Source organism: Moorena sp. SIO3E8, assembly GCF_010692445.1.
GTDB classification, from domain to species: domain Bacteria; phylum Cyanobacteriota; class Cyanobacteriia; order Cyanobacteriales; family Coleofasciculaceae; genus Moorena; species Moorena bouillonii.
Genome location: NZ_JAAHHM010000116.1, coordinates 1 through 20,309, shown reverse-complemented (window position 1 = coordinate 20,309; position 20,309 = coordinate 1). Strand labels below are relative to the sequence as shown.

13 protein-coding genes and 1 pseudogene are annotated in these 20,309 nt (G+C 44.1%); 7 read left to right on the top strand and 7 right to left on the bottom strand.

Going from position 1 to position 20,309, the window contains the following annotated elements:
* Positions 1 to 690: 690 nt before the first annotated feature.
* On the top strand, positions 691 to 2,412 hold the full coding sequence (locus tag F6K46_RS30530) for a vanadium-dependent haloperoxidase (protein WP_293064716.1): 1,722 nt from the start codon (positions 691 to 693) through the stop codon (positions 2,410 to 2,412).
* A 168-nt stretch (positions 2,413 to 2,580) separates the two neighbouring features.
* On the opposite strand, the gene F6K46_RS30525 is transcribed toward F6K46_RS30530, so the two are convergent.
* Positions 2,581 to 2,739 carry a hypothetical protein gene (locus tag F6K46_RS30525; protein ID WP_293064714.1) on the bottom strand — a complete coding sequence of 53 codons (159 nt, stop codon included), beginning with the start codon at positions 2,737 to 2,739 and terminating at the stop codon, positions 2,581 to 2,583.
* A gap of 81 nt (positions 2,740 to 2,820) precedes the next feature.
* On the opposite strand from F6K46_RS30525, the gene F6K46_RS30520 reads away from it, so the two are divergent.
* Positions 2,821 to 3,723, top strand: coding sequence for a ParA family protein (locus tag F6K46_RS30520; protein ID WP_293064711.1), 903 nt, complete (start codon positions 2,821 to 2,823; stop codon positions 3,721 to 3,723).
* Between the two features lie 107 nt (positions 3,724 to 3,830).
* On the opposite strand, the gene ileS is transcribed toward F6K46_RS30520, so the two are convergent.
* From ileS to F6K46_RS30495, 5 genes are all read right to left on the bottom strand, one after another.
* Complete coding sequence (gene ileS / locus F6K46_RS30515; RefSeq protein WP_293064708.1) at positions 3,831 to 6,710, bottom strand: isoleucine--tRNA ligase; 2,880 nt, start codon at positions 6,708 to 6,710, stop codon at positions 3,831 to 3,833.
* Positions 6,711 to 7,033: 323 nt separating this feature from the next.
* Positions 7,034 to 7,783 carry a Ycf66 family protein gene (locus F6K46_RS30510; RefSeq protein ID WP_293064706.1) on the bottom strand — a complete coding sequence of 250 codons (750 nt, stop codon included), beginning with the start codon at positions 7,781 to 7,783 and terminating at the stop codon, positions 7,034 to 7,036.
* Between the two features lie 704 nt (positions 7,784 to 8,487).
* Positions 8,488 to 8,862 (bottom strand): mannan-binding lectin, encoded by a 375-nt coding sequence (locus F6K46_RS30505; protein WP_143727696.1) that lies wholly within the window; start codon positions 8,860 to 8,862, stop codon positions 8,488 to 8,490.
* Positions 8,863 to 9,330: 468 nt separating this feature from the next.
* Positions 9,331 to 10,356: an ABC transporter permease gene (locus F6K46_RS30500; RefSeq protein WP_293040874.1), complete on the bottom strand. Its 1,026-nt coding sequence runs from the start codon at positions 10,354 to 10,356 to the stop codon at positions 9,331 to 9,333.
* 334 nt (positions 10,357 to 10,690) lie between these two features.
* Positions 10,691 to 11,632 carry a nucleoside hydrolase gene (locus tag F6K46_RS30495; protein ID WP_293040871.1) on the bottom strand — a complete coding sequence of 314 codons (942 nt, stop codon included), beginning with the start codon at positions 11,630 to 11,632 and terminating at the stop codon, positions 10,691 to 10,693.
* Between the two features lie 123 nt (positions 11,633 to 11,755).
* Between F6K46_RS30495 and gnd the strand changes: the two genes are divergently transcribed.
* Positions 11,756 to 13,189, top strand: coding sequence for a decarboxylating NADP(+)-dependent phosphogluconate dehydrogenase (gnd, locus tag F6K46_RS30490; protein WP_293040869.1), 1,434 nt, complete (start codon positions 11,756 to 11,758; stop codon positions 13,187 to 13,189).
* A gap of 797 nt (positions 13,190 to 13,986) precedes the next feature.
* Positions 13,987 to 15,393 carry an asparagine synthase C-terminal domain-containing protein gene (locus tag F6K46_RS30485; RefSeq protein WP_293040863.1) on the top strand — a complete coding sequence of 469 codons (1,407 nt, stop codon included), beginning with the start codon at positions 13,987 to 13,989 and terminating at the stop codon, positions 15,391 to 15,393.
* Positions 15,394 to 15,423: 30 nt separating this feature from the next.
* Here F6K46_RS30485 and F6K46_RS30480 read toward each other — a convergent pair whose 3' ends face one another.
* Positions 15,424 to 16,206, bottom strand: coding sequence for an ABC transporter permease (locus F6K46_RS30480; RefSeq protein ID WP_293040860.1), 783 nt, complete (start codon positions 16,204 to 16,206; stop codon positions 15,424 to 15,426).
* Between the two features lie 141 nt (positions 16,207 to 16,347).
* Here F6K46_RS30480 and F6K46_RS30475 point away from each other — a divergent pair, with 141 nt between their 5' ends.
* The 3 genes and pseudogenes from F6K46_RS30475 to F6K46_RS30465 form a co-directional block, all read left to right on the top strand.
* Positions 16,348 to 16,725: a response regulator gene (locus F6K46_RS30475; protein ID WP_293019174.1), complete on the top strand. Its 378-nt coding sequence runs from the start codon at positions 16,348 to 16,350 to the stop codon at positions 16,723 to 16,725.
* Positions 16,726 to 17,090: 365 nt separating this feature from the next.
* Entirely contained in the window at positions 17,091 to 19,067 is a 1,977-nt protein-coding gene (uvrC, locus tag F6K46_RS30470) for an excinuclease ABC subunit UvrC (protein ID WP_293064700.1), read from the top strand.
* A 212-nt stretch (positions 19,068 to 19,279) separates the two neighbouring features.
* A pseudogene (locus F6K46_RS30465) lies at positions 19,280 to 20,182 on the top strand (transposase); the annotation flags it as partial.
* Positions 20,183 to 20,309: the final 127 nt, after the last annotated feature.

Sequence of the window (20,309 nt, the reverse complement as noted above, 5' to 3'; positions counted from 1 at the left end):
AGGCTAAAAAGCTTTTACAACAGATGCATCAACGATGTCAATCTTTCAAGCTCACTAAGAAATTATTTGAATTATTTATTGAATATCGATTATTTACTATGCCTAATTTAGGCACTTATGAGGCTTTATCTATTATCATTTAGGAGTAGTATAGTCTATATACTAAGTGTGAAAATAAGGATATTTTTTGTGAAGTTTTATTAAAGTTATCAAGAATTTTACTGATGAAGATTGAAGTTTTTTGTAAAAATACGGATGATAAATGTGAAGGATTTAAATCTAGCCAAAAATTTTGACCTATGGATCAAGTACGGAGAACTCCCAAAGACTCTGATTAATCAACGAGATATAAGGAATTTATGGCCAGAGTTCCTAATCTGTTTTGAGTCTGTTTGGGTACTTGACTCAACGGCAAGACGTCCGTGTGTTTACCTCTAGTGTTCTCGGGAGACTATTTATCCTAAATTTTCTCCTAAACCTAAATTGGTGAGACGACCTGATCTCATCATTACTTTTTCCAAGGTAACCAATCCGATCGGCAACGACGTTTGGCTACCGTCCAATCTACCGTCCAATTTTTAGACCTTTTGCATAAAAAATTCACAACAGGGTGATAACTACTGTAGTGGCCTTGTAGAAATTGACTTTTGCAAAAGGTCTTTTGAAGAACAACCAGTCACGGGTGTAAATATGAAAAATTTATTTTCAGCTCACCATCAAGGGCTGAAAAAACGACAGCATCTATCGTCACTCCTAACCATTGGAGTAACAACCGCAGGTCTATCCCTGGGCTTACCAGCACAAGCCATAGACCTGACACTAGACAACAGCGCTAATCTGTGGGTGGATCAAGCCTTGAGGGCAGTAGAAAATAACCCCCAATTGGGTCCGACAGGAGCCTCCCGGGCTTATGGCATCTTGGGTACTGCCATGTACGATGCCTGGTCAGCTTATGAAGGAACGCCGATTAGCACCACTCTTGGGGATACTCTGCAACGTCCTGATATTGAGAACACCCTGGAAAATAAGTCCCTAGCCATTAGCTATGCGGCTCATAGCGTCCTCTCAGACCTTTTCCCTTCTGAAGTTGCTTCCTTTGATGCCCTTCTGACTGATCTGCGATCGCTTGCTAGCAACCCTGCTTCTATTCCTATTGCTACCCAAGTTGGCCGGACAGTAGCCAACAGCTTATTGGAGTTCCGACGTCAAGATGGTTCCAACCAGTTAGGGGATGACCCGAGGGGTACACTTGGTGTTCCTTACTCCGACACCACTGGCTTTCAGCCCCTCAACAGTCCTGATAACGTCGTCGATATCACTCGCTGGACACCAGAGCGGGTACCAATTGACAGCCCGGATGCCAGACTGCAACGGTTTCTTACTCCCCAGTGGGGCAACGTTACTCCCTTTGCCTTGAGCTCTGGGTCTGAATTTAGACCACCAGCACCAGAACCTTTTCTGCTTGTAGAGGGTACTCTGAATCGGGAGGAACGTACTGTCACTCTTGAGGATGGCACAGAGGTTAGTCTGGTTAACGAAGACGGGGAGGTTAATACTGACGTTGTTAACCCTGGATTTATCGAGCAAGCTGAACGGCTCATTGAGGTTAGCGCTAATCTCACCGATGAGCAAAAACTAGTAGCTGAGTTTTGGGAAGACCCCTCTGGCACTCCCTACCCTCCTGGAACTTGGATGGGTTTTGGTTCATTCATCTCGGAACGGGATGACCAAACCCTAGATGAAGATATCCAACTTTACTTTGGTCTGGGGAATGCGGTTTTGGATGCTGGTATTGCTACTTGGGAAGCAAAAGTTTTCTACGACTATACTCGTCCCGTCCGAGCCATTCGCGAACTCGGTGAGCTGGGCTTGATTGGTGAATTCGATGAGGAGCTGGGAGGCTTTGCCATCGAATCCTATGGTGGACCAGGACTAGGAACCGTAAGGCTATTAGCCAGTGATTTCATTACCTACCAAACTCCTGGTGCCGATCCATCCCCTCCCTTTGCGGAATTCACCTCAGGACATAGTGCTTTCAGTGCTTCTGCGGCTGAAATTTTCAAGCTATTTACCGGTAGTGATGAATTCGGCAATTCAGTAACCTTTGCTCCTGGTGCCTCTCGTTTTGAACCTGGTTTGACTCCTACCGATGAAGTCACCCTATTTTGGGAGACATTTTCCGATGCTGCTGATGAAGCTGGTATTTCTCGCATCTACGGTGGCATTCACTTCGATGATGGAGATCTATTCGGCAGAGACTTAGGGCGACAAGTTGGTGGCAAGGTGTATGACCGGACATTATTCTTCATCAATGGTGGTGTTAAAGTTCCGGAACCTACATCTGTATTGGGTATGTTAGTATTTGGTGCCTTTGGTGCTGCTTCCATGCTCAAAGGAAAACGGGGAAATTAATCTCACCATCAATCTCACTAACATTATCTAAAAATCTTCCCAAGGGAAGTTTAGAAACCCTTGGTTTCTGATTAACCTAAAAAAAGAAAAGGGAAAAGGTTTCATAACAGTTCAGGTTTCGCCAAATACCTTTTCCCTAGCTGAAATCCCCCCAATTTTGGGGGGTATTTAGTTAGGATACAAAACAAATCTGGCTCTGGCAACTGAATTCTCTAATACAATCACCACGATACACAACGATGACATCAGTTGAGGATTCAACCGAGGATTCCAGTATAACTCTCGACAACTTACCCGATGATTGCGGACTGCCCAAGGGTAAATCATAGTAATCCATCAGAATTCTTGCCTAGTAACCAATAATACTGAATGATGATAAATAGTGTCATGGCAAGATCACGTTAATAAATGGGATTAGTCATTAGTACAGTCAATATGAAAGGTGGTGTGGGCAAAACCACCCTCACTGTCAACTTGGCCACTTGCTTAGCCAAAAATCATAATAAGCGGGTCTTGGTGGTCGATTTAGATACCCAAATTAGTGGGACCTTGAGCTTAATGCAGCCCCAAGCATTTGCTAAAGCTAGAAAAGGAAGGCGGACATTAAGTCGGTTAATTGACAAAGTCACTAAACCTAGCTATCGCAGTCGCTTAACAATTGAGGATATTATTCAAACTGATAATTGTAATATCAAAGGATTGGATTTATTGCCGGGAGATATTGAGCTTTATGATGAATATGTAGTTTCTGATCTACTCCATAAGCAATCTATTCAGCAAGGGGAGGTAGAATTTAGTAAGGTTTGGAGCCACTTTGAAAGTTTATTAATCAAAGGGATCTTAGAGCCGATTATCCCTAACTATGACTTTATTATTTTAGATTGCGCTCCTGGCTACAATCTTTTGACTCGCAGTGGCATTGTGGCTAGTGATTTATATCTGCTACCAGCCAGACCAGAACCTTTATCTATTGTAGGGATTCAACTCCTAGAAAGACGGATTGCCAGGCTCAAAGAAAGTCATCAGCAGGATAGTCCTCTTAACTTGCACCTGTTGGGGATTATCTTTATTTTGTCAGGCGGGGGATTGATGGGTAGGTACTATAAGCAAGTGATGAGGCGAGTTGATAACGATTTCGATAGCAACCAAATTTTTAAAATTCGCATTCCCATGGATGTTAATGTTGCTAAAGCCGTGGATAGTTTTAGTCCTGTAGTTATCGCTCATCCTAATTCTGCTGGCTCTAAAGCGTTCTTCAAGTTAACAGAAGAATTTTTAGTTAAACTTGAGGCGATTAAGACTATGGAATAGATCAGGGATTAGTTTTTAAGCTCTAATCCCTGATCTGGCTAATAGTGCTAACCGTCCTTAGCAATCTTTAAATCACCAATAACTTACAAGTTAGTTCACAACCCACCTCAGAAGTTACCAGCTAAGGCAGCATTACACCGTTCGCAGATGGTAGGATGCTCAGCAATTGTACCTACTTTAGCTCCGTAGTTCCAACAGCGATCGCATTTTAAGCCTTCTGCATTGACTACCCCTAGCGCTATAGTTTCTGATTCAGCCCTATAGGCTGCTGTTTGTATAGCTTCTAGGGAATCTACTAATTCTACTTGAGAGGCTAAGAGCAGATAGCGCAATTCATCCACTTGATTTCCACTCAGGCTATCGGAAGGATTCATGGCTTCCAGGCGCTGCTTTAATTGTTGATCTTTAACATAAAGCAAGACCTTAGCATCTAGAGATGAACCAATCATCTTTTCCGCTCTGGCTTGTTCAAGTACTTTATTGACTTCTGTGCGGATGGTGCGCAAGGTTGACCAGGACGCTGCTAGTTCAGGGTTTTTCCATTGTTCGTCTAATTTGACCCAACCTGACTCAAACACGGATTCATGGGATTTCTGGTAAGGCAGGTATTGCCAGATATCTTCTGCCATGTGACAGAGTACAGGTGCGATCGCTTTAGCTAAATTTTCTAGTGCTATTTGTAGCACTGTCTGACAACTGCGCCGCCGTGGTGAGTTGCGAGCACTGATATAGAGTCGATCCTTGGCAATATCCAGATAAAAGTTAGACAGGTCTACTACACAGAAGTTCTGTACGCTCTGGAAGAAGCGGAAGAATTGATAACTCTCAAAGGCATCAGTTACATCTTCAAATACCTCTGTGATCCGGTGTAGCATGTAGCGGTCTAATTCCGGTAATTCCTGAACAGGCACCCTATGCTTAGCTGGGTCAAAGTCATGAAGGTTGCCTAGTAGGAAACGGGCTGTATTGCGAATTTTGCGATAGACATCGGCTAGCTGCTTAAGAATACTCTGAGATATTGGAACATCTGAGGAATAGTCTACAGAAGATACCCACAATCGCAGCACATCAGCGCCGTAGGGTGGTTCTTTTTTCTGGTTTTTTCCACCCTCGATGATTATAGCTGGTTCCAAGATATTCCCCAAAGACTTACTCATCTTGCGCCCTTGGTCATCTAGAACAAAGCCGTGGGTTAAAACCGTTTTGTAGGGGGCATAGCCATTGCTAGCTACACTGGTGAGTAAGCTGGACTGGAACCAACCCCGGTGTTGGTCTGATCCTTCCAAGTAAATATCCACGGGATAGCGTAATTCTTCCCGTTGCTCGGCCACTGCTGCCCAAGATGACCCGGAGTCAAACCAGACATCCATGGTATCGTTACCCTTGCGGTAGGTCTTACCATTACTACGATAGGATTCTGGTAACAATTCCTCTACTGATAGTTCCCACCAGGCATCGGAACCTTTTTCAGCAATAATTCCCTGGACGTAAGCAATGGTTTCTTCATTGAGCAGGGGTTCGTTAGTTTCTTCGTCGTAGAATACCGGAATTGGTACACCCCAGCTCCGTTGGCGGGAAATGCACCAATCGGAACGATCCGCCACCATTGGGGTAATCCGGTTTTGTCCTTGGGCAGGGATCCATTTTACGGATGCGATCGCATTTATTGCTTCATCCCGGAATCCCTCTACTGAAGCAAACCATTGTTCTGTGGCTCTAAAGATAGTTGGTTTTTTAGTGCGCCAATCGTAAGGATATTTATGAACATAGGGTACCTCTTTGAGCAATGACCCAGCTGTGTTCAGTGCCTCAATGATGGCTGGATTGGCATCCTTGAGCACATTCAACCCAGCAAACTGTCCCGCCTCTGCGGTAAACTTACCATCCGCATCTACTGGAGAAAGGATAGGTAAGCCATAACGCTGACCGACACCATAGTCTTCTTGACCATGACCAGGAGCCGTGTGAACCAAACCTGTACCCGATTCCGTGGTGATGTAATCCCCACCAATCACAATGTTGCTTTCCCGATCAAATAGGGGATGCTGGTAAGTACAATTTTCCAACGCCTCACCCTTAACAGTCGTTTTGACCGTAAGTGGAGTTTCCAAAGTAGCTGATAGTCTTTCTACCAAATCTGCTGCTACTAATAAGAATTGGGATTGGTTAGTTTGGGAACCCCCTTCCACTACCGCATAGGTCAGTTCTGGATTAACCGCTACTGCCAAATTCCCAGGGATTGTCCAGGGAGTCGTCGTCCAGATCGCAACACCCAGATTTGGCAAAAATGGGTCTAGGATCTCCTTTATCCCTGGCGCTGCCTTAGTCATTGGGAAAGCAGCATAGATACTTGGGGAGGTATGACCTTCCGGATATTCTAACTCCGCTTCCGCTAGGGCTGTTTTAGAACTGGGACTCCAGTGAACTGGCTTGAGACCTCTGTAGATGTAGCCCTTCAATACCATCTGACCAAATACCCCAATTTGAGCCGCTTCGTACTGTGGGTTTAAAGTCAGGTAAGGATTTTCCCAGTCTCCCCATACTCCATAGCGCTGGAAACCTTTGCTTTGCTGCTCTACTGTTTTCAGGGCAAATTTCTTGGCTTTCCGGCGCAGTTTGATCGGAGTCAGCTGTTGACGCTCCTCTAGCTTCATGGCTTGCAAGACTTTCAGCTCAATAGGCAAGCCATGACAGTCCCAACCAGGGACATAGCGAACTTTGCGACCTTGCAGCAGTTGGTATTTATTAATGATGTCCTTGAGGACTTTATTCATGGCGTGACCCATGTGCAGAGAGCCGTTGGCGTAGGGGGGGCCATCATGCAACACGAAAATCTCGCCAGGATTAGTTTGTGACAGGCGCTCGTAAATAGTTTGCTCTGCCCAAAACTGTTGGAGTTCTGGTTCTCGCTTGATAGCGTTTGCCCGCATATTAAACTCGGTTTTGGGCAGATTGACCGTATCTTTATAGCTTTTGGATGCTGTCACAGTTTCAAGGCGAAATTATACTAGTAGAGCCGTTTATTAAGAGTTGATTAGAGCCATCTAACCCACTTTAACCTGCTGACCGCTGACTGTGTATTGCTGAGTAGTTAGATTCAACCTTACAGCAATATTAAACAATCAACGGTCAACAAAGGATGTTAACAAAGGATGTCAACAAAGGATATATGTCTATATATATCTCTTATTATTATGAGCAACAATCTCCCCAACCTTCAACTTTCCTTGGAAGGATTGTTGGATTTTTTAGCAATCGGTTTTTTCGGAGTTGGGGCTGGTGACGGCTTTTGTGTTGCGCTCGACTTTTTTTATACCTTGGGATTAGGAGGTGGTGGTGCTTTTGCTTCTGGTGCGATCGCTTCTGGTGCTTTTGCTTCTGGTGCGATCGCTTCTGGTTTCTGGTCTGGCTCCTGACTTGACTCTGGCTGTGGGGGGGGTGAGTCTTCCTTAGCCACTGCTACTGGTTGGGGGGTTTCTGTCTTAGGGGGAGTCGTTTCAGCCGAATCTGAGGTTTTAGTGTCATCTGTTTCTAAAACCGCTTCTTGGGTAGTGGATGGTACCGTAGTTGCTTGATCCGCTGCAGGGCTTGGTTGGGCAGTTTTAGGATTAGTTTCCTGGGTGGGCGACGCCATGGTGGTATCTGCCGGTACAGCAGGAGTTCGGCCTGAGTCTTGGCGTTTGCCCAAAAGATTGCCAAAAAAGCCAGTTATTTTAGCTAGTAGCCCTTTTAATGACTCAAGTGGCAGTATTTCTTGAATCTTGGTGATAAATTCAGCTTGACTTGGGATAGGGGTTTGTTGGTCGGTCGGTATCAAGGCTCGTCGCAAGGTCAAGGTTTGCCAACCCAACCAGCCTACCAACGATACACCCGCTATTTGACCGATTAAGACGCCGCCAGTAATGCGTCCAGCACAAATCCATAACACTAGAGCGTAGAATAATCCAACTCCACTCCAGATAAAGTCATATTTACGATGGACCTCTGGTAAAAAGAAGGCAGCTAGGTAAAAGACTAAGCTACCAAGAGCTATAACCAACGCCAAGAGGTATGCCAGCATTTTCGGAGTACTCCTTACGTGCTTCTTTACTCATCATGAAGCAAAATGTTGCCTCATATACAAATTATCTATAGCAGAAGTCAGAAGTCAGAAGTCAGAAGTCAGAAGTCAAACTCTTGCGCTTACTTAGGTTTGAGACTTTTGTCATGTCCGCGCCTGCCCTGGCGACTGCTATATCACTTAATCACTCACATAACCTTCACCACACTAACTCTATCCAGTATAGTGTGGGCTTTCAGTAGCCCTCATCCGCTACGCACCTACAAGGGATGTTATAGCACTACGCATGAAACTTAGTCATAGCTTACTTCTGACTTCTAACTTCTGACTTGCGGACTTGCGCGTAGCGCTATATTTGCTGGCAAGAGTAGGTTTAGTTGCCTAGTGGATTACTTGGATTACACTTCTCGATTCTGTGTCTTCCTTCGTTTGTATATAGGTAAATAGTTATCTGGGGTATTGAGAAAAATTCTGATAAAAATTTTGTTTCAGGTAGAGAGTTGATTGGTTCACTCTCACCAAAAATTCCAAACGAGGGTAAAGCAATACCCTCGTTGACGCGCCTTTCATCCCCACTTCACAGCAGGATGGAGTATTAAGCGCTAGCTATCAAAAAGTAATCATCCTCAGGTGGGATCATTACTTTTTGATTACTAATTACTAACTTTTTATAAATACTTAGTAATTGCTTAGACTTCCACAAACTAGGAAAATTTGCAGGAACAAACAGACATTGCACCCCATACAGTTGTCCACCAGTTACCATCCCAGGCACCAGCTTTGTTCTCACAGACGGCAGGACACTTACCTTTAGCATCATCATTATTCCAAATCGGACCAGCTTCAAGAGCTAAGGTTTGATCGCAGCCACAGACAGACATTTCACCTGGTACGGTAGTAACCCAGTTACCATTCCACTTAGTACCTGATTTCTCACAGACGGCAGGACACTTAGCTTCAGCATCACCCTGATTCCAGATTGGACCAGCTTCAAGGTCGTAAGCGAAAGCGTTAGCTGCAAGACTAAACGCTAAAGTCACACACATGACCAGGGCAATAACGATTTTCTTGAGATTCATAACCTTATCCTAAATTGGTTTCTATATTTTAGAACGTTTGGGAAGGTTATTTTGTGACAAATTTTTGGCTCTTCCGTACTTGTTATGCTAAATTAACAGTTTAGCGAAGGGAGCTTCGGAGCAGGGACTGAGGCCGTTGGCCACGCTACGCGAACGGAGCAGTGGAAAGAGGCAGTATTTATAAATTTTTGTTAATTAAATAGCCTCATAATCCTTCTAGAGTAAGCTTTTGGTTTTTTTTAAATGTGAATTTAGCATACTAGGTACTGAAGAACCAAATTTTTTGAGTTCTGGAGAGATTTTTTATTTATCAAAAATAGTTGTTTAATTTTTATTAAACTATTTATTAGATCATATCATGTCCGGATAATGACCCTTAATACCAATCTTTCTGATTACCCCATTTCCCCATCCCCCATCTCCTCATCTCCCGATCTGCATCTGTCGTTCTACTTTGAAGAATTGCGATTAGTACCGAATACGGGGGTCAATCAAAGCATTAACAATATCAATGGCAATACTTGCGATTACCACAATAGTGGCGAAGAATACCATAATCCCTTGCACCGTCGGGTAATCCCGTCCAGAAATTGCCTCATACAACCGATTCCCTAACCCTGGCCAAGAGAATGTTACCTCTGTCAACACTGCTCCACCTAATAAAGCAGCTAAGGTCAACCCGAGCACTGTAATCACAGGAATCATGGCATTTTTCAGGGCATGGGCAAAAACAATCCGCCTTTCGTGAATACCTCTAGCTCTGGCCGCTTCTACATAATCAGCCTTGAGAGTTTGCTTCAAGTTTACCCGCACAATCCGTTCAAAGATGCCACTCAACAGCAGCCCTAAGGTAATACTGGGTAAGGCTAAATAATAGATAGCAGTGAAAAACTGAACTAAATTACCACTAAAGAGACTATCTATTGTATATAGACCAGTAAATCCTTCTGGTGTTGCTAGGGTAATGGGATAGCGAGTACCGATGGGAAACCAACCCAGCTGAACAGAGAAAATTAACTGCACCACCATCCCCATCCAAAACAGAGGGATGGAGTAAGTAATAATGCCAAATAATCTACCCCCTACATCCCAAACTGTTCCGCTGCGGGATGCCGCTAAAGTACCGACTCCTATACCAACTAAGAACGCTATGGCCATGCCGCATACTGATAGTTCAACAGTGGCGGGGAAATGTTGTTGAATAATCTCCCAGACTTTTTGACCTTGGCTAGTGATTGAGGTACCTAGGTCTAAACGTAGCAAGGATCCTAAGTAGCGAATATACTGCAACCACAACGGGTCAGCTAATCCTAATTGTTGTCGGTAGTCTTCTTTAACCCTATCTGGAGCACGATTCCCTAATACAGCATCTACCGGATCTCCTGGGGTAGCTCTGAGCAGAAGAAATACTAGGGTGGTAATGGTCCATAGCATCAGGGGCGCTAGGAGAAGACGGATTATTATGTAGTATTTTAGGGCTTTAGCACGGGACATAAGCAATCGGGAATCGGGACATAAGCAATCGGGAATCGGGAATCGGGAATCGGGAATCGGGAACTTTTGATCAAGTAGTTTTTGATTAACTTGGTATCTTGAAAGACATTGTTGCTTAATGAAAAGCTAATTTTATAAAAGTTTAAGTTGCTTTTTAAACTATTGATAATCCTTTATTTCAAAGCTTTTACATATAATTAATTTATTATGATAAAATATCGAAAATTATAGGGTATATAATTATTTTTTAAATCAATTATAAATTATAAATTATAAATTATAAATTCCTTTTTTGATCAAAATTGACCACTCTTGAAACAGAGCTAATTAACAATTATCCCAAGCAACGGTATAAATGTTCTTTCCATCGGGGTGCATCGATAGACCAGATTACATTCATGTTTGGTGTTTGGTTGAGTACTCCCAGCTCATCCACTACAGTTTGACCACGGGTGAGTTCGCTTACTGTTTCTACCTCCACGTAGTATTTACCTTGCCTGGTTATGATGGTTGGGTCGAGAGCCACTGCCATCGCTACAGGATCAGCAAGGGTTAAGCCAGGGGAATGTTGAATCTTAATACTAGCTTCTAAGGCGCTAGCATTGCAGTCTACAAAAAAATTTGCTAAGCCTGTGCCTAAGCTTTTGATTTGTGCGATCTCATCGGGGAGCAATGCTGCTTGAGCACGGCTTAATTCCCAACCGACCATTTCCATGGGCATGCCACTGTGAAAGACAATTTTAGCGGCATCTGGGTCTACCCAAATGTTATATTCCGCAGCTGGGGTGACGTTGCCCACCACATTAGCGGCTCCACCCATGATTACGCAACGCTTTACTAGGTAGGCTATTTCTGGGGCACGAAGTAATGCGATCGCAATATTAGTCAGTGGTCCTAAAGTTACTAAGGTGATCTCTCTGGGATTGCTCTTAATAGTATCGATGATGACATCCACACCATGAGCTAGCTGGGGTTTAGCCTGGGGATCAGGGTAGTGCATGTTACCCATACCATCTTCACCATGGAATCGGTAAGCATATTTGCATGGGCGGAGCATGGGTTTAGGGCAGCCAAGGTAAACAGGGGTGGATGCGCCGCACATCTGGAGGGTATACAGGGCGTTTTTTGCCCCCTGTTCCACAGGTACATTTCCGCTAACTATACTAATCGCTTCAACCTGGACATCTGGCCAACGATGTGCCATCAGGAGTGCAACCGCATCATCGGAAGCGGTATCGGTATCAATCAGGAATTTCCGCATATCTGAATGTAGCATTTCTTAATGGCATTACTACCACAACTCTTAATGTCTTCTTTAGGCAACAACCCAAAATATCGGGCTAACCTGGGAGTAAATCCACCCTAGACAACTACTACAGCAAAACTGGCGGAGATTTTTATGACACAACGGACCTTTGGGGTAATTGGTTTGGCTGTAATGGGGGAAAACCTCGCGCTTAATGTAGAAAGTCGTGGTTTCCCAATCGCAGTATACAACCGGACTGCTGCCAAAACCGAGAAATTTATGGCTGAGCGAGCTCAGGGCAAGGATGTGAAAGCCGCTTATTCCTTGGAAGAGTTTGTTCAAGCTCTAGAGCGACCCCGCAAAATCCTAGTGATGGTGAAAGCAGGGAAGCCAGTTGATGCAGTTATTGAGCAACTCAAACCTCTCCTAGAGCCAGGAGATATGATCATTGATGGTGGCAATTCTCTGTACCAAGATACCGAGCGGCGGACCAAGGATTTAGAAGCCACAGGATTAGGATTTGTTGGCATGGGCGTCAGTGGTGGTGAAGAAGGAGCGCTCAATGGTCCGAGTTTAATGCCTGGTGGTACTTCATCGGCATACAAGGATTTAGAACCAATTTTGGTCAAAATTGCCGCTCAGGTTGATGATGGTCCCTGTGTGACCTACATTGGTCCCGGTGGTGCTGGTCACTACGTTAAGATGGCACACAATGGCATTGAGTATGGCGACATGCAACTAATTGCTGAAGCCTACGATGTACTGAAAAATGCCTTGGGACTAGATCACAAGCAGCTACATGAGGTATTTGCTGAATGGAACACCACTGATGAGCTAAATTCCTTTTTGATTGAAATTACAGCGGATATCTTCAAATACATTGATCCAGAAACGAATCTGCCCTTAGTGGAGATGATTCTTGATGCTGCTGGACAAAAGGGCACTGGACGGTGGACTGTAGTTAGTTCCCTAGAACTAGGGGTGTCAATTCCTACCATCTACGCTGCAGTCAATGCTCGTGTCATTTCCTCTTTTAAGGATCAGCGGGTAGCAGCAGCTAAGGAAATCACTGGTCCTGTGGGCAAGTATGATGGCGATGTCAAAGCATTTATTACCAAAGTCCGCGATGCTCTCTATTGCTCTAAGATGTGTTCCTATGCTCAGGGAATGGCACTGTTGAGTCGGGCATCGGAAGAGTTTAACTACAATCTGAACTTGAGTGAAGTTGCCCGGATTTGGAAAGGAGGTTGTATCATTCGAGCTGGCTTCTTGGATAAGATTAAGAATGCCTTCAACCAAAATCCCCAACTCCCCAATCTCTTGTTAGCTCCTGAGTTTAAGCAAACAATTTTGGATCGTCAGGATGGTTGGCGAGAAGTGCTAGCGGTATCAAACAAATTAGGGATTCCAGTGCCTGCTTTTAGTGCATCCCTAGATTATTTCGACAGTTACCGACGCGATCGCTTACCCCAAAACCTGACCCAAGCACAGCGCGACTACTTTGGTGCTCATACCTACGAGCGCCTGGATAAACCCAGGGGTGAGTTCTTCCACACCGATTGGATGGGATTGAGTTCACAAGCGTAGTATAGCGTTTTTAAGTTTTGTGAGGTACAGATTTCCTGGTTTTAGGGAACAGGGAACAGGGAACAGGGAACAGGGAAAAACTCCTGTGTACCTCATTAGGCTAAAAACCTCTATAAAACCTTATTACTGCTTTAGGGGCAAAGCATTTGGGCGACCATGATTTCTTTTGATTTGATCAGGTCATAGACCCGATGCTTTGCCTTAGCAACTAATCAAAAAATAGTTGAGTACAGCATAATTTATTGCCCTACATTTCTTGGGTAAAAGGCCACGCTACGCGAACGTAATTTTAATTTATAAACACCATTACAGCCATTGCTATAACAGCACAAAATAGACGATTTTTAAATCTACTAATTTAGATTTAGATTGGTTTGCGTTGGGTGGATTCCCAAGCCAATTTCTCTTCAAAATTATTGGCAGATCAATTATTCTGACTCCTCATATCATCTCAGGATAATCACCCTTAATCAAAATCTCCCTCATCTCCCCATATTCCCGCGTCTGCCCCAAACTCCCCAAACTCCCCACCCTCCGCTTAATTATGGGTATTTAACCGGACTTGATATAGCGGGTGATCCGTAATTTTTGCGATCGCTTTTAGCGTGGCCTACGGCAAATCGCGTAGCGGCTCCTTGGCCAAAAGGCCACGCTACGGAAAAGGAGCATCGCTTTTTTCGTTGCTGCTTTGATTCCCTGTAAAACCAACAAAGGAGCAACCACTATATTACTTCTTCGATGAGCTACACTCTACTTTCATTTTTGCTTCAGAACTCAAGGCAATCCTAGAACACCCTGTGGTTTCCAAAGCTGTGGACCCTCAAGGGTTGCAATCCTACCTGGTTTTTGGATACGTTCCTTCTCCCTTGAGCCTAGTTAAGGGGGTAAAAAAGCTACAACCTGCTCATAGTTTAATCATTGAAGCCGGAAAAACACCGCAGCTACATCACTACTGGCAACTCCAGCAAGTCGCAACATTGCAGAGTACGCCAGAAGCAGAAATCAGAGACAATCTTCGCTCGCGGTTTGAGTTGGCGGTAAAGCGTCGCTTAGATCGCAACAGTGATTTTTCTCCCGCAGCACTTCTGAGTGGTGGTTTAGACTCTACCCTGGTTGTGGGGATGATGAGCAAACTCTCAAAAGAACCAGTTCACACCTTTTCTACAGCCTTTGAAATTGGTTCCCTTGATGCTGAAATCTGGAACACAAATCCGAATCAGTGTAACTCTGATGCTGATGTTGCTAAAGCAGTGAGTGCCCATTTTGGTACCAAACATAGTCAGCTGATGATCTCTGGGAGACAAGATTTAATCGGCACACTGCGGCGTTGTGTGAGAAATTATGGTGAGCCTCATGGTAACCAGATTAACGTCACCATGCTCTTGCTGGCTGAATGGCTTAAGGAGCAAGGAATTGCAGTAGTAATGACTGGGGATGGCAGTGATGCCATCTTGGGAGGTGAGCCGCGCCATCTATTAGATATGCAGATTAGCCTCTTGCAAAAATTACCTAAGTGGTTGCGCAACTTAGCCTATGCCAACAGAAACAAATGGCCAGTAAAAGATCACTTTAATCCTACAGCTTTTAGAAGAGTTGACTTAGCACCCTTAACTGTAGAAAGATTAAGTACTTGGTTTACCTACGGCAAGGGAGAATTTAATCAGCTCTTACAGGGAGAATACGCTACAGATACCGGAGTCATAGACTCGATATATCAGGAACTATTAAAAAGTTTGCTCTCCAACAATCACATTACTAGCAACCACGATGCCCTGCTCTACATGGATTTGAAGTTGGATATTGAAGAATCAAATCGCATCAAGACATATAAAACAAGTACGCCAGCAGGTTTCGAATCCCTGACTCCTTTTTTAGATTACCAATTTGTTGAATATGCCATGTCTATTCCCTTTGCCAGGAAAGTGGGCTGGCAAAAAGATAAGCAACTGCTGAGAGCGACTTTCTCAGATTTATTGCCAAAAGTAGTACAAAAGCGGAAAAAGTATGGTTGGCGATCGCCTTTTGGTTCTTGGCTCAAAGATTATCTCTGGGAAGATGTTGGCGCGTTAATTAAAACATTGCCAGAAACAGGTATTTTTAAACCGGAAGTTTGTAACTTGATAAAAGACTACCAACCTGGTAATAGCCGCCAAATTTGGTCACTGCTAACTTTTGCTATCTGGCACCAAGAAGTTATGGAATGACCCATCTTAGCTTGATTCGCAAGAATCAAGCTAACTAGAAGCACTGGTATAAAAACGCAGGGCAAACTGCCAAAAGATCCCAGAAGCAAACAGCAATCCTAGGGCTAGAATACCGGAACCTACTACCCAAAAGGTATCACTGCGATTCAACATCACTTCTGCTGGGACTGTAGTCAGGAACGCCACTGGCACTACAAAGGTAAAGAAGAACCGATAGCTAGCCGGATAAGCTACAATGGGATACCGACCAGCTTCTAGCATACTGCGCAGAACAGCGGTGACATTGTAGATTTTGACAAACCAAATGCTCGTTGCTCCTAGCATAAACCAGATGCTGTAGAGGCTAGTCAACCCAAAACACAATGGCACTACACTTAACAGATAGTTGCTGATATCTAAGTCTAGGCGTGTACCAGCGTAGGCTATTACTATAATTGAGAAGATTAAGTCTGGTAACCCCCAAGGGCTGACACTTCGCCAAGACAGCCAGAACTGAGAACTAATGGGCTTGAGTAGGATAAAATCGAGGGTTCCTTGCTCGACGTGATCCACAATCCGGTTGAGATTGGGAATCAGGAATGTGCCAGAAAATCCCTGCAGTAATGTGAATATGCCTAGTATGACCAGCGCTTCTTCCCAATTCCAGCCAGAAAAGGTGTAGCCAGTGCGGTAAAACAAGAATAGACCAAATAGGCTACCAGCCAGGTTTCCTAGGCTGCTCAAGGTAGCGATCGCAAAATTTAGCCGATATTCCAGTTCAGCAGTGAGGGCCGTACTCCAGAACAACTGGAGTACACTCATATATCTTTTCATTTGGTTGGGCTGTCGATCAAACTTGGGCTACACCCAATAGTATCCCATGGGGCTAATGTACCAACTATGCCGTATAATTGGATTTTATTATAAGGTTCTGATAAGATATAAATTTTAACAGTTAGGTTCAACAGGATAATAATGAATAAAATCTTGGTAATTGAGGACGAGATTTTTATTCGAGAAAATCTGATCGAACTCCTTGAAATTGAAGGGTTTGACGCTTTGGGTGCTGAAAATGGTGTTGAAGGTGTACAGTTGGTTCAAAAAGAACCGCCAGATTTGATTCTGTGTGATGTAATGATGCCTGAACTAGATGGATATGGGGTATTGGAGGCACTACGGCAAGATCCAGCCACAGCCAAAATTCCTTTTATGTTTCTTACAGCTAGTGCAGATCGCAGCAATATTCAGAAGATCAGAGAACTAGGCATTCATGACTATATTCTGAAGCCATTTAATGTGGATAAATTCCTGGATGTGATCTCAAATCGGCTAGCGGAAAACAAGCAAACCTAGTGGTAATCATGGCAAGTAACAACAAACAGTTGACCACAGACCATTGACTAGCACGTTCTAATCAATAATTCTGTAGAAAGTTTCCGGAAAGTCTTGGAAGTATCTGGTATAATTGCCCTAACAGCCATTCAAGCTATTGATTGGGAGTCTGTGATCAAGACTCCAGAAACAATAATTTAGCTTTGATGCATTGAAGTATCAAACAACGGTTAAGTTGTTCTGTAGTAAATGCCTTGGTTGTTAAGTAAAAGCGCTTTTAGGATTTTCCGTCAAAGCAAAGAGAGATACCTCCTCATCAATTAACAATTGGCGTGCCATACACGGCTGACCGCTATGGGGCGGAAATACTGGGTTAAATGTATCTGATGAGTTCTAAGCCATTAATCCAAGATTCAGAACCCTTGGAAAGTCGATTAAAAGAAATTCCCCTAGAACCAGGGATTTATTTAATGCGTGACCATAGCGCTAGTATTATTTACATCGGCAAATCCCGAAAATTGCGTACGCGAGTCCGTTCCTATTTCCGTGACTCCCAACCCTTGAGTCCTCGCATTGCAATGATGGTGGCACAGGTTACTGATATTGAATTCATCGTAACCGATACGGAAGCGGAAGCCCTAGCGCTGGAAGCGAATCTGATTAAGCAGCACCAACCTTACTACAACGTACTGCTCAAGGATGATAAGAAGTATCCCTATGTTGTCATTACTTGGTCAGAGGATTATCCCCGTATCTTCATTACCCGTAAGCGGCGCATGGGGAATAAACAGGATAAATACTATGGTCCCTATGTCGATGTCAAGTTATTGCGCAATACTTTAGCTCTGGTCAAACAGCTTTTCCCCATCCGGCAACGCCCTAAACCTCTGTTTAAAGACCGTCCTTGCCTTAACTATGATTTAGGTCGTTGTCCTGGTGTGTGTCAAAAACTAATCACACCGGAAGAGTACCGTCAAACCATCCAGAAAATCGCGATGGTTTTTCAAGGGCGTACTGGGGAACTAATTGAGATGCTGACGGCCAATATGGAACAAGCAGCAGAATCCCTTAACTTTGAGCTAGCAGCGCGGATTAGGGATCAGATTACTGGACTTAAGTCCCTGAGTACAGACCAAAAAGTAGCCTTACCTGACGATACTGTATCACGAGATGCGATCGCACTAGCTGCTGATGCCAAACATGCTTGCATCCAACTATTTCAGATCCGTGCTGGTCACTTAGTCGGGCGCTTGGGATTTTTTGCCGATGTAGCCCCTCAAGGGAATGGGCCAATAGAACTCGGAGCCATTTTACAACGGGTTTTAGAAGAGCATTACCAAACTGCTGATGCTGTAGAAATCCCTACAGAAATTTTGGTGCAACACCCGTTACCCGATGGGGAGATGTTGGCTGACTATTTGAGCGTGCGCAAAGGTCGAAATGTAACTATACTCACCCCCCAACGGCAAACCAAAGCTGAACTGATTGAAATGGTCAAGCGCAATGCTAACTATGAACTGGAACGCACCCAGCGATTGGTTGACCGCAACACCAAAGCCATGCAGGATTTAGCTAACATTCTCGACTTACCGGATTTACCACGGCGCATAGAAGGGTATGACATTTCCCACATCCAGGGCAGCAATGCAGTGGCTTCTCAGGTAGTGTTTCTAGATGGCACACCAGCCAAGCAGCACTACCGTCACTACAAGATCAAAAATCCTAATATTACTGTCGGTCACTCCGATGATTTTGCTAGCCTTGCTGAGGTGATTAGCCGTCGCTTCAAAAAAAGTCAACTCGAACCAGAACTAGCAGATAATCAACACTCAACAAGCAACAATAAACACTCAACACTCAACAAACTAAACTCAACAACCCAAACTCAACAATCAACACTCAAGACTCAACACTCAAGACTCAGAAAAGATTGGCCTGATTTGGTAATGATTGATGGCGGAAAAGGACAGCTGTCAGCAGTTGTAGCAGTATTACAAGAGCTAAATTTACAAGAAGAAGTGCCTGTGGTAAGCTTAGCTAAACAGTACGAAGAAGTATTTTTACCAGAAGAGCCATTACCCTTAAACACTGATCCCGAGCAACCAGGAGTGCAACTTTTGCGCAGGGTCAGAGATGAGGCTCATCGCTTTGCGGTAAATTTTCATCGCAAACAAAGAACTACTCAGTTACATCGTTCCCGTTTAGATGAGATTCCTGGATTGGGATTTCAGCGGCAAAAACAGTTATTGGCTCACTTTAACTCCATTGATTATATTCGCAACGCATCGGTTAAACAGCTTGCTGAAGTCCCAGGTATTGGTTTGCGTTTATCTAAGGAAATTTATCACTACTTCCACCCATGACCAAAAATTTTGGGTCTCAAGCCCCGTCCTTCGCTGGATAGAAACCTGTTTATTGTGGAGCCTTATTCAATAAGTTTTAAACCTTTTCACGGCCTGCCGACCATAAAGGCGACCCTATCTTACGGTAACTTGGCCGTAGGCCACGCTGCGCGAACAACGGACGGCTTTCTCTTTTTGTACTATACTTTACGTAGAGTTGTCTCACGTCAATAATGAAAGTCTTAGAGTTTAAGGCCAAAGGGAACAAAACTCAATATGCCGCGATTGATGAGGCGATCCGTACTGGTCAATTTGTCCGCAATAAGTGCCTCCGCTACTGGATGGAGAATAAAGGTGTAGGACAAAAAGAGCTGTATCGTCATAATACTTGGCTTAGAGCTGAGTATCCCTTTGTAAAAGACTTGAACTCTCACGCATGTCAAGCTTCGGTCGAAAGAGCTTATAGCTCAATCGCTAGATTTTACGATAAATGCAAAAAGAAAGCCCCCGGTAAAAAGGGATATCCCAAGTTCAAAAAGTTCTCCCGATCCGTTGAATACAAGACATCAGGGTGGAAATTATCAGGGGATGCTAAGTCGATAAACTTCTTAGACAAGAAAGGTATCGGAAAACTTAAACTGAAAGGGACTTGGGAGTTGTGGCGTTACGAACAAAAGCTAATTAAGCGGGTTAGATTGGTTCGCCGTGCAGATGGCTATTATGTTCAGTTTTGTATAAAAGTCTATGAAAAAGAGTCTTTAGAGCCAACACATACTAATATTGGATTAGACGTAGGGCTTAAGGAATTTTATACCGACTCCAAGGGAGGTGTAGAGCATAATCCCAGGTTTTATCGTAAAAGCGAAAAAAGACTAAAGTTTCATCAACGTCGGGTTTCTCGTAAAAAGAAAGGCAAGGCCGTAGGCCACGCTTCGCGAACAGCCAACCGTAAGAAAGCCATTAACAGACTAGGTCGGACACACCTTAAAATAAGTAGGCGACGTGTTGGCGTAGCCTGCGCGAAGCGCATAGAGCACGCTAAGAGACTGGCGCGCTGCGTAATCCACTCTAACGATGTGGTTGCTTACGAAGACTTAAGGGTTAAAAATTTAATCAAAAATCATTGTCTTGCTAAGTGTGCGGCTCGTTCCAGTCAGGAGCCTTTAGAAAGTAAAGGGGTATGGACTGGGGGATTCGCGAGGAACTAACTCCTCAAAATCCTAACTGTCCATTTGATACAGGTGAAAGTCCTGTCCTTGAAGA